This window comes from Streptosporangium sp. OZ121 (assembly GCF_051918885.1).
Classification (GTDB): domain Bacteria; phylum Actinomycetota; class Actinomycetes; order Streptosporangiales; family Streptosporangiaceae; genus Streptosporangium.
Genome location: NZ_JBPXMC010000002.1, coordinates 306,768 through 319,805 on the forward strand (window position 1 = coordinate 306,768; position 13,038 = coordinate 319,805).

The following is a 13,038-nucleotide window of genomic DNA, read 5'->3' on the forward strand; positions in this document are numbered from 1 at the left end:
AGACGAAAGAAAACGTCCAACGTAGTCCAAACCGGAGGCGGAATCATGGATCTATTCCATCAAACGGAGGGCGAACAAGGGAGGCCGGAAGGACGGCATCATGGCCGAATCTCCGGACCGCCCTGTCCATCGCCTGCTCGGCCTCCCGCCAGCCCGTCTCGCGCTCTCCGAGACCGAGCTGCCGGGTCGCCCCGGCGGCCGGGCTGAGGTTCTCCACTCGTACGCCGACCAGCCTCAGGCGGACGTTCTCCAGGCCGGAGGCGGCGTAGAGGGCGCAGGAGACGTCGTACAGGATCTTGGCGACGTCGGTGGGCTCGCGCAGGCTCCGCGACCGGGAGAGGGTGGTGAAGTCGGCGCGGCGGAGCTTGACGCTCACCGTGCGGCCGACGCTGCCGCCCTTCCTGAGCCGGGCGGCGACCCGCTCCGAGAGCCGGAGCAGCTCCCTGCGGATCTCCGCGGGATCGGCGATGTCTGTGGCGAAAGTCTCTTCCGCGCCGATGCTCTTGTCGGGGACGTCCGGGGTCACCGGGCGCTCGTCGCGCCCCCAGGCGAGCGCCGACAGGTGCGCGCCCGCCGCCTGGCCCAGCTCCCGCTGGAGCGTGTCCACCGGGACCCGGGCGAGGTCGCCGACGGTCTTGATGCCGAGGCGGGCCAGTGACTGCTCGGTGCGCTCCCCGACGCCCCACAGCGCCGCCACGGGGAGCGGGTGCAGGAAGTCGACCACCCTGTCGGCGGGCACCACGAACAGGCCGTCGGGCTTGCAGTGCTGGGAGGCGAGCTTGGCCACGAACTTGCTGTTGGCGACCCCGACGGAGCAGGTGATGCCCTGCTCGCGCTCGACCTGCTCACGGATCATCCGGGCGATCGCCGTCGGCGGTCCGAGACGCTTGCGGGCCCCGCCGACGTCGAGGAACGCCTCGTCGGAGGCGATCGGCTCGACCTCGGGGGTGAAGGTCTGGAAGATCTCCATGACGCGCCGGGAGACCTCCGAGTATTTGCCCCGGCTGGGCGGGATGATCACCGCCTGGGGACAGAGCCGTCTGGCCCGGGTCATGGGCATGGCCGAGTGCACCCCGAACCTCCGGGCCTCGTAGGTGGCGCTGAGCACCACCCCGCGCGCCCCGGGCGCGCCGATGATGACGGGGGTGCCCCGGAGCTCGGGACGGTCGCGCAGCTCGACGCCCGCGTAGAAGGCGTCCATGTCGACGTGGAGAATCGGGCAGCCGGTGTCGTCCGCCCCCAGATCGGAGCCCGGGCGCGGTATCTGCTGCTTTCTCGACACAGCGCCATCCTACGGGAACAGGCGTTCGACGCGGCGTTCACCGGTGGCCAAGCACGTGCAGTTGGGTCGCGATGTCGCGGAGCACCGGGTGCGCCGCCGCCGCCTGCTCCAGGGCGACCAGGGCGCGGGCGGCTCCGGGCTCGCCGTCGAGCAGCCTGCTGGGCACCAGATCGGCGAAGACCCGCACACCGTGGACCTCGCCGGGCGCGAAGCCCGTCTCGGCGAGGAGCCGCTCCAGGGCCTCGCGGGTGAAACGCCTGGGCGTGGGGTCGCGGTCGCCCCACCGGCCCTCGGGGTCGTCCAGCACCTGGCGGGCCTCGTCGAACCTGCCGGCGATGGAGCGGTGGAGCGCGGCGGCCAGCGGGTTGGCGGCGAGGACACTGATCACGCCGCCCTCGCGCAGCAGGCCCGCCATGGCCTTCACCGCGCCGGCCGGGTCCTCCACGTACTCCAGCACGCTGTGGCAGAGCACCAGGTCGGTGCCGCCGGTCGGGAGCAGCTCCTGAAGGTCCGCGGCGTCGCCCTGCAGGGCACGGACCTCCACCCCCGCCTCCGCCGCGCGACGCTCCAGCGCGGCGAGCGAGTCGGGACTGGGGTCGACGACCGTCACGGCGTGCCCGAGGTCGGCCAGGGGAACGGCGAAACCCCCCGTACCGCCTCCGGCGTCGACGATGTCGAGCCGCTCACGGCCTGTCGCGGCCACCCGCTCGGCCAGCACGGCACTCAGGACGTCCCACACGACCGCTGTGCGGACCGCGGGGGTGCCCGGCTGCCGTGAGATGCCTACGGCGTGCAACTTCAGATCGCCTCCTCGTACGTTGACGTCCTCCACGGCCCGAGAGCCCCGGATTTCAGCACCCGACCGCCGGTCGAGTCTGTCGGTTCGCGGTTCGCCGGCCCGGGTAACCCCGAAGCCTCCCCGCGCAGACACGGCACGCCCTGCCGCGTTTGAAACCACAAGTCCCACTTGACTGCCGCGGGACACCCCAACCCTAACGGGTTGAACCGGCAGGGCGAGAAGGGTTTCCTTCTTGCCCGAAGGACAGGGTGTTCATCCTGAATGTCCAACGACAAGCCCAGCCTACGTCGCGCGCCCCCCGGCGCGGCCCAAGGACTTATCCATACTCGCGCTTGATCGAGTCTTTTTCCGGGCGCGGACCGCCCCCGCGGGCAAGCCCGGAGGAAAGGGGACACCTCCGGCGGAGGGGGCACCGCGCGGGGAGACCGGGGCTCCGGGCTCCCCGTGGCGGCGTCTAGAGCGCCAGGGACGGCTTGAGCTGCTTGAAACGGGCCATCAGGCCGTTGACGAACTGCGGCGACTCGTCGGTCGACAGCTCGGAGGCCAGGCTGACCCACTCGCTGATGACGACGCCCTCGGGGACGTCGGGCATCCACAGCAGCTCGTAGGTGCCGCCGCGCAGGAGGTTGCGGTCGACCGCCGGCATGCGGTCGAGCGTCCAGCCCTCGGAGTAGGTGGTGATCAGCTCGTCGATGCGCGCCCGGTGCCTGCACACGCCCTCGACGATCGTCGTGGTGTACTCGTTCACGGGCGGCTCGGCCCGCGCGAGGCGCTCGGCGAGAACGCCGAGCGGGTCCTCGCCGCGCGCCTCGGCCTCGAAGAGGATGTCCAGCGCGCGCCTGCGCGCCTTGCCCCGTGCCGACATCAGGCGCGGCCGAGATAATCGCCGGTGCGGGTGTCGACCTTGACCTTCTCGCCGGTGGTGATGAAGAGCGGCACCTTGATCTCGGCGCCGGTCTCCAGCGTGGCGGGCTTGGTGCCGCCGGTCGAGCGGTCGCCCTGGAGGCCGGGCTCGGTCTCGGCGACGATCAGCTCGACGGCCGCGGGCAGGTCGACGTAGAGGACGTTGCCCTCGTTGATCGCCACGGTGGCCAGCATGTTCTCCAGCAGGTAGTTGGCCGCGTCGCCGACCGCCACCCTGGTGACGTGGAGCATGTCGTAGTTCTCGGTGTCCATGAAGACGTAGTCGTCGCCGTCCATGTAGGAGAACTGCATCTCGCGCTTGTCGACGTTGGCCACCTCGACCTTGACGCCCGCGTTGAAGGTCTTGTCGACGACCTTGCCCGATAGCACGTTCTTGAGCTTGGTACGGACGAACGCGCCGCCCTTGCCGGGCTTGACGTGCTGGAACTCCACGACGGCCCAGAGCTCACCGCCGTCGAGCTTGAGCACCAGGCCGTTCTTGAGGTCGTTCGTCGTCGCCACTAGTCTCTCCTGCGTACGGCCGCTCTTAAAGGACGAGCAGCTCTTTGGTCGTCCGTGTGAGAAGTTCCGGCCCGCCATCGCGCACCACGAGCGTGTCCTCGATGCGGACGCCGCCCCTGCCGGGAAGGTAAACCCCAGGTTCAACGGTTACCGGAACTCGATCCTCAAGTCTAGCGTGCCCATGGTCGCGCTCCGGCTCTCGTGAAGACCGTTCCTGCTGCGGGGAGTCCTCGGGTTCCCCCGGGTGGCCCTCCGGCCTTCCCCGGCGGTCCTCCGGCTTTCTCGGGGACAGGAACGGCGCCTCGTGGATCTGCAGCCCGACGCCGTGGCCGAGGCCGTGCCTGAAGAACTCCCCGTACCCCGCCTCCCCGATCAGGTCCCGGGCGGCGGCGTCCACCTCGTGGAGCGCCGCGCCGGCCCTCGCGGCCAGGACGCCGGCCCGCTGGGAGGCCTGGACCAGGTCGTACAGCTCGCGCTGCCACCCCGCGGGCTCGCCGATCGCCACGGTCCTGGTCATGTCGGCGTGGTAACCCCGGTACAGCGCCCCGAAGTCCATGGTGACCAGGTCCCCGCGCTCCAGCGGCCGGTCCGCGGGCGAGTGGTGCGGGATCGCGCCGTTGGGCCCGCTCGCGACGATCGAGTCGAAGGCGAGCCCGTCCGCGCCCAGCTCGATCATGCGGCGCTCCAGCGCCCTGGCGACCTCCTTCTCGGTCGGCCCGGGGCGCAGCTCGGGCAGGACCTCGGCGAAGGCGCGGTCGGTGATCTCGCACGCGGTGCGGATCAGGTCGAGCTCGGCGTCGTCCTTGACCATGCGCACCGACTCCACCACCCCGGACAGGCGCAGGGCCTCCCCGCCCAGCCGGAAGTAGCCGGCGACGGACATGTGGTCGGCCTCGATGCCCGTCCGGCCGCTCCCCGGCAGCAGGGCCCCGGCGACGTCGGACTCCTCGACCACCTCGATGTCGGCGCAGGCGCGCCGGGCGGCCCCGATGTAGCGGGAGTCGGTGGCCAGCGTGGCGGTGGCGTCCGCCCGCACCAGGACGGCCGCGTTGGAGCTGGCCAGGCCGGTCAGGTAACGCACGTTCACGCCGCCGGTGACCAGGATCGCGTCCGCCTCGTGAGCGGGCAGCAGGGCCGCGAGGTTCGCGCGGCGACGGGCGTGGGTGGCGGTCATGACACGCATGCTATTAACCGCTTTGACCGGATGCGCGCCCGTCCGCCGGCGAGACGGGTCAGGAGGCGAGTTCCCTGACCTTCTCGATGAGCCGGACGCGCTCCTCGTGCGTGCCGGCCAGCGGGGCGACGTTCACGGTCGTGACGCCCGACTCGCGCATGGCCTGCAGGCGCTCGCGGACGTGCCCCTCGGGGCCGATCAGGGACATCTTCTCCAGCAGCTCGTGCGGCACGAGCGCGGCGGCCTCGTCCTTCCTGCCGTCGAGGTAGAGGTTCTGGATCTGCTCGGCCTCCTTCTCGTAGCCGTACCTGCGGGCGAGGTCGTTGTAGAAGTTCTTGCCCTTGGCGCCCATCCCGCCGATGTAGAGGGCCGCCATCGGGCGGCCCAGCTCCAGCCAGCCCGAGACGTCGTCGCCGATGGCCAGCGGGGCCTGCGCGATCACGTCCAGCTCGCCCAGCGCCGGGTCCCGCCTGGCCTTGCCCGCCGCCAGGGAGGCTCCCCACACGTCGGCGGCCTTCTCCGGCACGTAGAAGATCGGCTCCCAGCCCTCGGCCAGCTCGGCGGACAGCTCGACGTTCTTGGGACCGATGGCGGCGATCACGACGGGGATGCGGTCGCGGACCGGGTGGTTGATGAGCTTCAGCGGCTTGCCCAGGCCGGTCCCCTGGCCGGCGGGGAGCGGGACGGTGTAGTGCCTGCCCTCGTAGGTCAGGCGCTCGCGCCGCCAGACCTGGCGGCAGATCTCGATGACCTCGCGGGTGCGGCCGAGCGGCGCGGTGTACGGGACGCCGTGGAAGCCCTCGATGACCTGCGGGCCCGAGGCGCCCAGGCCGAGGGTGAAACGGCCGTCGGAGACGTAGTCCAGGCCCGCGGCGGTCATGGCCAGCAGGGCGGGGGTGCGGGAGTAGATCGGCAGGATGCCGGAGGCGATCTGCAGCCTCTCGGTCCTGGCGGCGATGTAGCCCAGCTGGCTGACCGCGTCGAAGCTGTAGGCCTCGGCGACGAAGACGATGTCGAGACCGGCCTTCTCGTAGTCGGCCAGCTCGGCCACCGTCTCCTTGAAGCCCCCCGAGTAGTTCAGGGCCATACCGATGCGCATCGTGAGATCGTCCTTCCGCGGTGCCGACGAAACCGAATGTTGTTCCGTTGTCTCGGCAACAAAGGTTATCGACTCACCGCCGAAGCACCAAGCCCCGCGCCGTCGCCGCCGGGCCGGTAGCCTACGCATTCCGGGGTAGGGGACCCCGGAAGGGCTGGCGTTCCGGGGGCAGGTGACCGCCGGAGGGTGGACGAGGAGCGATGTGCTGAGGCGGTCGATCATCGTGACGGCGGGAGCGCTCGCCCTGATCCTCGGGGGGCATCGGCTCCTGCCGGAGCTGGGCGGTTTCACACCCGTGCTGGAGAGCCTCCTGCCCTGGCTCGGGGTCGCCGTGCCGGTCCTGCTGGTCTGCGCGCTGGCCACCCGCTCGTGGCAGGTGATCCTCGCCGCGATGGTCCCGGCGACCGTGTGGGGCCTCATGTTCGGCCCGACGCTGCTGCGCAGCCCGCCGGGCGGGCCCAGCGACCTGTCGGTCGCCACGCTCAACGTCGGCGCGACCAACGCCGACTCGGCCGACGCCATACGGTCCGTCTCCAGGGACCGCGACCTGGTCGCGGTGCAGGAGCTGACCGTCGGCGGCCCGGCGGCGAAGGTCCTCAACGACCGCTTCCCCTACCGCTACCGGATCGCCACGGTCGGCCTGTGGAGCCGGTTCCCGATCGCCGAGGCCCGCAAGGCCGACATCGGCCTCGACTGGGCGCGGGCGCTGCGCGCGGTGGTCGTCACCCCCAAGGGCAGGCTGACCGTGTACGTCATGCACCTCGCCTCCGCCCGGCCCGGCCAGACCGCCCAGCGCGACGAGACCCTCGCCCACGCCCGCAGGATGGTCGACAGGGACGACAGCCGGCACCTGCTGCTGCTCGGCGACCTCAACACCGCCACCACCGACCGCAAGCGCTCCGGCCTGGTGCCGCCGCTGTCGGACGCCCAGCAGGAGGCCGGTACGGGATTCGGCTTCACCTGGCCCGCGTCCTTCCCCGTCACCCGGCCCGATCACATCCTCTACCGCGGCATGGTCGCCACCAGGGCGGGCGTCGAGCGGGCCGCGGGCAGCGACCACCGCGCGGCCGTCGCCTCGCTGCGCCTGGCCGCCTAGCCGTCCGGCCTGGTGTCCGCCCGGCCGCCCGGAGATCCGGGAGCCCGAGCGGCCAGGAGCGCGGACAGGTCGGCCGGGGTGTCGATGTCGGCGGGGTCGGCGACGTCGTCGCAGGGGACCGCGACCACCAGTTCGGGATGGGCTCTCAGGAACGGGCGGGCGCCGGCGTCGCCGGTCGCGAGCCGGGCGACCTCCCCGAAGTGCTCCCTGGCGATCAGCACCGGATTGCGCCGCGCGCCGCCGTAGGTGGCGACGGCCACCGAGGCGCCCTCCGCCGCCGCGTCGACGAGCCGCCGCACCGCCCGCGGGCCGACGAACGGCTGGTCCACCAGGGCGATCACCACGTGCTCGGCGGTCGCGGGGACCGCGTCCAGGCCGGCTCTGAGCGAGGAGCCCATCCCCGAGTCCCACCGCGGGTTGTGGACGGTCACCGCGCCCCGCACCCGTACGGTGGCCGCGCCGAGCACGACGACCACGGGACGGCAGCCGCCGTCGTGGAGCGTCCTGATCCCCCGGTCCACCAGCCGCTCCCCGCGAAACTCCACCAGCGCCTTGGGAGTGCCGAGCCGCGAGCCCGACCCGGCGGCCAGCAGCAGCCCGGCGACCGGCGGGCGCCCGCCCGCCGATCCCGCGGGGATCTCCTGCGCGCTCCCCTCGGCGTCCCCTTCCCCGCCCCCCGCCGGGATCGCCGCCGGTGTCCCCGCCGGTGTCTCCGCCTCCTCGCTCACGCGCCCGGTCCCTCGCCGTGGATCCTGCCGGAACCGTCGGTCAGCGGCCGGCCGGAGCCGCCCCAGCGCAGCTGGATCAGTTCGGCGGCGATGGAGATCGCCGTCTCCTCGGGCGTACGCGCGCCCAGGTCCAGCCCGATCGGCGAGCGGAGCCTCTTCAGCTCGGCCTCCCCCAGACCCGCCTGGGCGAGCCTGGCCAGCCGGTCCTCGTGCGTGCGGCGCGAGCCCATCGCGCCGACGTAGCCCGCCGGGGTGCGCAGGGCGACCTCGAGCAGGGGGACGTCGAACTTGGGGTCGTGGGTGAGCACGCAGATCGCGGTCCGCTCGTCCACGACGGTCGAGGTGAGATAGTCGTGCGGCCACTTGACGATCACCTCGTCGGCCTCGGGGAAGCGCTTGGCCGTGGTGAAGACCGGCCGGGCGTCGCACACGACCACGTGGTAGCCGAGGAACTTGCCGACCCTGGCGACCGCGGCGGCGAAGTCGATCGCGCCGAAGACCAGCATCCGGGGCGGCGGCGCGAAGGACTGGACGAAGACCGACAGCTCGTCGAGCCGCCGCTGTCCCCGCGCCCCGTACCTGCGGACGCCCGTCAGCCCCTGCGCCAGCATGCCCCGGACGTCGTCGTCCACCGCGTCGTCCAGCCGGGTCACGCCCAGCGAGCCGGAGGAGCGGTCCGGCCAGATGACCCGGCGGGTGCCGATCACGCCCGGCCCCGACAGGACGGTCGCCACCGCCACCGGCTCGCGCCGCAGCACCGAGGCGGCGACCGCCCCCAGCTCGGGGAAGGTCTCCTTCGAGACGGGCTCGACGAGGATGTCCAGGATGCCGCCGCAGGTCAGCCCAACGGAGAAGGCCTCGTCGTCGCTCACGCCGTACCGCTGCAGGACGGGCGCGCCCGAGGAGACCACCTCCCGGGCCAGCTCGTAGACGGCGCCCTCGACGCAGCCTCCCGAGACGCTGCCCTCGGCCTCCTCGCCGAGCACCGCCATGGACGCCCCCGGCGGGCGGGGCGCGCTGCGGAAGGTGTCGACCACGGTGGCCAGGCCGAACGTCTCTCCCGCCTCCCACCACCTCAGGATCTGTGACAACACGTCACGCATGCGTGCCTCCCAGCAGCGTCGCCAGTTCCTCGAACGCGGCCAGGCTGTGCCCGGCCACGAAGTCGTCGATGTGGGGAAGGGCGGCCCGCATCCCCGCGGTGAGCGGCCGGTAGCCCTCCCGGCCCTTGTGCGGGTTCACCCAGATCACCCGGTGGGCCGTCCTGGACAGCCGGGCCATCTCCGCCCCCAGCAGCGAGACGTCGCCGCGCTCCCATCCGTCGGAGGCGATCACCACCACCGCTCCGGCCGCGTCGTTCAGGGCCAGGAACCGCCGGAGCTCCTCGCCCAGGCGGGTGCCGCCGCTCCAGTCGGGAATGGCCCGGGAGACGGCGGCCATCGCGGCCGCCGGGTCGCGGTGGCGCAGCTCGGAGGTGAGCCGGGTGAGCCGGGTGCCCGCGCTGAACACCTCGGTGGCCCTCGGCTCCGACCTGACCAGCGCGTGGGCGAGCCGGAGCAACGTGTCCGCGTACGGGGTCATGGAACCGCTGACGTCGATCAGCAGCACGACCCTGCGGGGCCTGGTCCGGCGCGCGCGGTGACGCAGCCCGGCCGTCTCCCCGCCCCTGCGCAGGGTCTCGCGGATGGTCGCCCTGCCGTCCAGCCGCCCCTTGCGGGCGGGCCGGAAGCGCCGCGACGCGCGCCGTTCCCTGCCCGCCCGCAGCAGGGCGAGCAGCCGGTGCGCCTCGGCGAGCTCCGCCGCCGTCATCTCGGCCACGTCCCGGGTGCGCAGCACCTCCGTCGCGCTCGCGGTCGCCGCGAGGGCCGGGGGCTCGACGCTCTCCCCCCGGTCGGGGCGTACCCCCGGCGTCGCCGCGGTGTGCCGGGTGACGGTGACCGCCGCCGCTCTCGCGCGGCCCGCGCGCAGCCCCCCGAAGTAGGCCCGGAAGACCCGGTCGTAGCGGGGCAGGTCGTCGGCCGAGGCGCACAGTGTGACCCGGCCCGCCCAGTAGACGTCGTCGGGCCTGGAGGCGTCCAGGTGGGACAGCGCGCGCAGCAGGTTCTGGGTCCGCTCGTGGTCGGCGGGCACCCCCGCGGCGCGCAGGGTCCTGGCGAAACCGGTCATGACCGCCACCAGGTCCTCCCCGGTCCCGGCCGGGGAAGCCGTGGGAGCCGGGGAATCCGGGGCAGGAGCCCCCGTGGCGGAGGGGATCCCCGTCGCGGGGGAACCCTCCGCGGCGGAGGGCACTCCGGCGGGGGGAGGGCCGTCAGCGCCGGGACGCACCGAAGAATCCGTTCCCGAGCACCGTCTCGTGGTCCTCCCTGTGCTTGAGCAGGGCGCCCAGCGAGGCGGCCGCCACGTCGGGGTCGAGCTCGCGGGCGCCGAGGGCCAGGAGCGCCTCGGTCCAGTCGAGGGTCTCCGCGATCCCCGGCGGCTTGATCAGATCGGCCTCGCGGAGCCGTCCCGTCGCCGTGGCCACCTGCTCGGCCAGACTGCCCGAGCACTCGGGGAGCCTCCTGCGCAGGATCGCCACCTCCCGCTCGAAGGAGGGGTGCTCCAGCCAGTGGTAGAGGCAGCGCCGCTTCAGCGCGTCGTGCACCTCGCGGGTGCGGTTGGAGGTCAGCACGACCACCGGCGGCCGGGCGGCGCGGATCGTGCCGAGCTCGGGGACGGAGATCGCGAAGTCCGAGAGCACCTCCAGCAGGATCGCCTCGAACTCCACGTCGGCCCGGTCGACCTCGTCGATGAGCAGCACCGCGGGCTGGGTCTCGATCGCCCTCAGCAGCGGCCTGGCGATCAGGAACCTCCGGTCGTAGACCTCGCCCTCCAGCCGGGCGGCGTCGGTGACACCGCCCGCCTCCGCCGCCTTCAGGTGCAGGAGCTGGCGGGCGAAGTCCCAGTCGTAGAGCGCCTGGGAGGCGTCGAGCCCCTCGTAGCACTGCAGGCGGATCAGCGGTGCCCCGAACACCTCGGCCAGGGTCCTGGCCAGCTCGGTCTTGCCGACTCCGGCCTCGCCTTCGAGCAGCAGCGGGCGGCCCATCCGCAGCGCGAGGAAGGCCGCCGTGACGAGCCCCGCACCGGCCAGATACGACCGCTCGTCGAGCAGTTCCGCCAGCTGCGCGGGCGATTCCACATCGGATGCCTCGATTGTCCGCCTCACCACCACCTCAGGCTACGCCCGGAGACCGGGTCCTCGCGTGATCACACCCTCCCCGGGTCCGGCGTTCCCCCGGGAATCCCGCGGCACGCCGGTGCCGGCCTCGCGGCGGGTGGCTCGCGAGGTCCCGAAACCCGGTGGGCCGGCGGGAGCCGGGCGGGAATCCGGCGGGAACGCCGCCGCTCTCCCTCGAAGAAGTATTGTCACCCCCTGTGAAGAACCTGCTCGACCAGATCAACACCCCGTCCAGAGCCGTCGTGCTGGCGTTCCTGGCCGTGGTCCTCACCGGTACGGGGCTGCTCTCGCTGCCGATCGCGGTCGAGGACGGCCAGAGCGCCTCGTGGACGTCGGCCCTGTTCACCGCCACCTCCGCGGTGTGCGTGACCGGGCTCGCCGTGCACGACACCGCGGCGCACTGGTCGCTCTTCGGCGAGATCGTGCTCCTGGCGCTGATGCAGATCGGCGGCTTCGGGATCATGACGCTCTCCTCGATCCTGGCGGTGATCGTCTCAGGAAAGCTCGGCCTGCGCGCCCGCCTCAACACCCAGGCCGAGACCAAGACCCTCGGTCCCGGCGACGTACGACGGGTGATCGCGGGGGTCGCCAAGGTCACGCTGGTCGCCGAGGCGCTGACCGCCACGGTGCTCACCGCCCGCTTCGTGATCGGGTACGGGGAACCGTTCGGCCGCGCCGCCTATTACGGGATTTTTCATGCGATCTCGGCATTCACCAACGCCGGGTTCTCGCTCTGGTCGGACAGCATCACGAGGTTCGTCACCGACCCGTGGGTCTGCCTCCCGCTCATCACGGCGGTGGTCGCCGGAGGTCTCGGCTTCCCCGTCTACGCAGTGCTGCGGCAGAACTGGCGCCGCCCGTCCCGCTGGACGCTGCACGCCAAGATCACATTGGGGATGACCACCGTCCTGCTGTTCGGCGGGGCGGTGGCCATCACCGCCACCGAGTGGAACAACCCCGGCACGATGGGCGCCCTCTCCCCCGGCCTGCGGATCATGGCCGGGTTGTTCCACAGCGCGATGACCCGAAGCGGCGGCCTGAACTCCGTGGACACCTCCCAGATGAGCGAGAACTCCTGGCTGATCAGCGACGTGCTGATGTTCATCGGAGCGGGCAGCGCGAGCACCGGGGGCGGCATCAAGGTGACGACGTTCGCGCTCCTCGGGTTCGTGATCCTGGCCGAGCTGCGCGGCGAGCCCGACGTCTCGGCGGGCCGCCGCCGCGTTCCCGAGCAGCTGCAGCGCCAGGCGCTGACGATCGCCCTGCTGAGTGTGGCGTCGGTCACCATGGGCACGTTCGCCTTGGTGACGGTGACCCCGTTCAAGCTGGACCGCGTACTGTTCGAGGTGATCTCGGCCTTCGGCACGGTCGGGCTGTCGACCGGGATCACCGCCGACGTCGGCACCCTGGGACACCTGATCCTGACCCTCCTGATGTTCGTCGGGCGGCTCGGGCCGGTGACCCTGGGCGCCGCGCTGGCACTGCACGTCCAGACCCGTCGGTTCCGATATCCGGAGGAGCGTCCCCTCGTTGGTTGACAAGAGGAACCGCGGCGACGCGGTGGTGGTGATCGGTCTCGGCCGGTTCGGCGGCGCGCTGGCGGTGGAGCTGGTGGGCCGCGACGTCGAGGTGCTCGGCGTCGACAGCGACCCCAAGAACGTGCAGCAGTTCTCCGGGCGGCTCACCCACGTGGTGTGCGCCGACTCCACCGATCCCGACGCGCTCGGCCAGCTGGGCATCGGGGAGTTCGGGCGGGCCGTCGTCGGCATCGGCACCGACATCGAGGCGAGCATCCTGACCACCTCGATCCTGGCCGACCTGGAAGTGGCCGACATCTGGGCCAAGTCGATCAGCCTGCAGCACAGCCGGATCCTGCATCGGGTCGGCGCGCACCACGTGGTGCAGCCCGAGCACGACATGGGCGAGCGGGTCGCGCACCTCGTCACCGGGCGGATGCTCGACTACGTGGAGGTCGACGAGGACTACGCCTTGATCAAGACCATGGCGCCCCGGTGGGCGGACGGCAAGAGCCTGGGCAGCCTGGGCATCCGCAGCGAGTACGGGGTCACCGTGGTCGGGATCAAGAAACCCGGCGGCCGGTTCACGTACGCCGCCTCCGACACGGTGATCCACGGCGGCGACACCCTGCTCGTGGCGGGCGAGACCGACAAGGCGGAGCGGTTCGCCGAGGAGACCTGAGCGCGAGAACGCGCCGGTGCGG

The 13,038-nt window shown here is 72.3% G+C and carries 13 protein-coding genes; 3 read left to right on the forward strand and 10 right to left on the reverse strand.

The annotated features are described in order from the left end of the window. Positions 1-43: 43 nt before the first annotated feature. The 6 genes from ACTOQ1_RS06230 to ACTOQ1_RS06255 form a co-directional block, all read right to left on the reverse strand. Positions 44-1,282 (reverse strand): DNA polymerase IV, encoded by a 1,239-nt coding sequence (locus tag ACTOQ1_RS06230; RefSeq protein ID WP_440065097.1) that lies wholly within the window; start codon positions 1,280-1,282, stop codon positions 44-46. 37 nt (positions 1,283-1,319) lie between these two features. Continuing rightward, entirely contained in the window at positions 1,320-2,078 is a 759-nt protein-coding gene (locus ACTOQ1_RS06235) for a class I SAM-dependent methyltransferase (protein WP_440065098.1), read from the reverse strand. Between the two features lie 457 nt (positions 2,079-2,535). Further along, a complete protein-coding gene (gene nusB, locus ACTOQ1_RS06240; protein ID WP_362676410.1) occupies positions 2,536-2,946 on the reverse strand; it encodes a transcription antitermination factor NusB in 411 nt (136 codons plus the stop codon). Further along, a complete protein-coding gene (gene efp / locus ACTOQ1_RS06245) occupies positions 2,946-3,506 on the reverse strand; it encodes an elongation factor P (protein ID WP_362848715.1) in 561 nt (186 codons plus the stop codon). Before efp ends, nusB begins: the two co-directional genes overlap by 1 nt. Positions 3,507-3,531: 25 nt before the next feature. Beyond that, positions 3,532-4,680 (reverse strand): M24 family metallopeptidase, encoded by a 1,149-nt coding sequence (locus tag ACTOQ1_RS06250; RefSeq protein ID WP_440065100.1) that lies wholly within the window; start codon positions 4,678-4,680, stop codon positions 3,532-3,534. Between the two features lie 58 nt (positions 4,681-4,738). Further along, positions 4,739-5,779, reverse strand: a complete 1,041-nt coding sequence (locus tag ACTOQ1_RS06255) for an LLM class F420-dependent oxidoreductase (protein WP_440065102.1) — start codon at positions 5,777-5,779, stop codon at positions 4,739-4,741. 202 nt (positions 5,780-5,981) lie between these two features. Here ACTOQ1_RS06255 and ACTOQ1_RS06260 point away from each other — a divergent pair, with 202 nt between their 5' ends. After that, positions 5,982-6,875, forward strand: a complete 894-nt coding sequence (locus ACTOQ1_RS06260; protein WP_440065103.1) for an endonuclease/exonuclease/phosphatase family protein — start codon at positions 5,982-5,984, stop codon at positions 6,873-6,875. On the opposite strand, the gene ACTOQ1_RS06265 is transcribed toward ACTOQ1_RS06260, so the two are convergent. From ACTOQ1_RS06265 to ACTOQ1_RS06280, 4 genes are all read right to left on the reverse strand, one after another. Continuing rightward, positions 6,872-7,513, reverse strand: a complete 642-nt coding sequence (locus tag ACTOQ1_RS06265) for a nucleotidyltransferase family protein (protein ID WP_440065461.1) — start codon at positions 7,511-7,513, stop codon at positions 6,872-6,874. The two genes, ACTOQ1_RS06260 and ACTOQ1_RS06265, sit on opposite strands and share 4 nt — an antisense overlap. Positions 7,514-7,599: 86 nt before the next feature. Then, complete coding sequence (locus tag ACTOQ1_RS06270) at positions 7,600-8,706, reverse strand: XdhC family protein (RefSeq protein ID WP_440065104.1); 1,107 nt, start codon at positions 8,704-8,706, stop codon at positions 7,600-7,602. Beyond that, positions 8,699-9,769, reverse strand: coding sequence for a vWA domain-containing protein (locus ACTOQ1_RS06275; RefSeq protein ID WP_440065463.1), 1,071 nt, complete (start codon positions 9,767-9,769; stop codon positions 8,699-8,701). Before ACTOQ1_RS06275 ends, ACTOQ1_RS06270 begins: the two co-directional genes overlap by 8 nt. Positions 9,770-9,911: 142 nt before the next feature. Then, positions 9,912-10,808 (reverse strand): AAA family ATPase, encoded by an 897-nt coding sequence (locus ACTOQ1_RS06280; RefSeq protein ID WP_440065106.1) that lies wholly within the window; start codon positions 10,806-10,808, stop codon positions 9,912-9,914. 206 nt (positions 10,809-11,014) lie between these two features. On the opposite strand from ACTOQ1_RS06280, the gene ACTOQ1_RS06285 reads away from it, so the two are divergent. Together ACTOQ1_RS06285 and ACTOQ1_RS06290 are read left to right on the forward strand one after the other, a co-directional pair. After that, a complete protein-coding gene (locus tag ACTOQ1_RS06285; protein WP_440065107.1) occupies positions 11,015-12,355 on the forward strand; it encodes a TrkH family potassium uptake protein in 1,341 nt (446 codons plus the stop codon). Further along, positions 12,348-13,016: a potassium channel family protein gene (locus ACTOQ1_RS06290; RefSeq protein ID WP_440065109.1), complete on the forward strand. Its 669-nt coding sequence runs from the start codon at positions 12,348-12,350 to the stop codon at positions 13,014-13,016. The genes ACTOQ1_RS06285 and ACTOQ1_RS06290 overlap by 8 nt, the downstream gene beginning before the upstream one ends. Positions 13,017-13,038 lie beyond the last annotated feature (22 nt).

What these genes read in the sequence shown, in the direction of transcription:
- nusB (WP_362676410.1), bottom strand. Translation starts at nt 2,946, where the DNA reads ATGTCGGCACGGGGCAAGGCGCGCAGGCGCGCGCTGGACATCCTCTTC.
- ACTOQ1_RS06250 (WP_440065100.1), bottom strand. Translation starts at nt 4,680, where the DNA reads ATGACCGCCACCCACGCCCGTCGCCGCGCGAACCTCGCGGCCCTGCTG.
- ACTOQ1_RS06255 (WP_440065102.1), bottom strand. Translation starts at nt 5,779, where the DNA reads ATGCGCATCGGTATGGCCCTGAACTACTCGGGGGGCTTCAAGGAGACG.
- ACTOQ1_RS06270 (WP_440065104.1), bottom strand. Translation starts at nt 8,706, where the DNA reads ATGCGTGACGTGTTGTCACAGATCCTGAGGTGGTGGGAGGCGGGAGAG.
- ACTOQ1_RS06275 (WP_440065463.1), bottom strand. Translation starts at nt 9,769, where the DNA reads ATGACCGGTTTCGCCAGGACCCTGCGCGCCGCGGGGGTGCCCGCCGAC.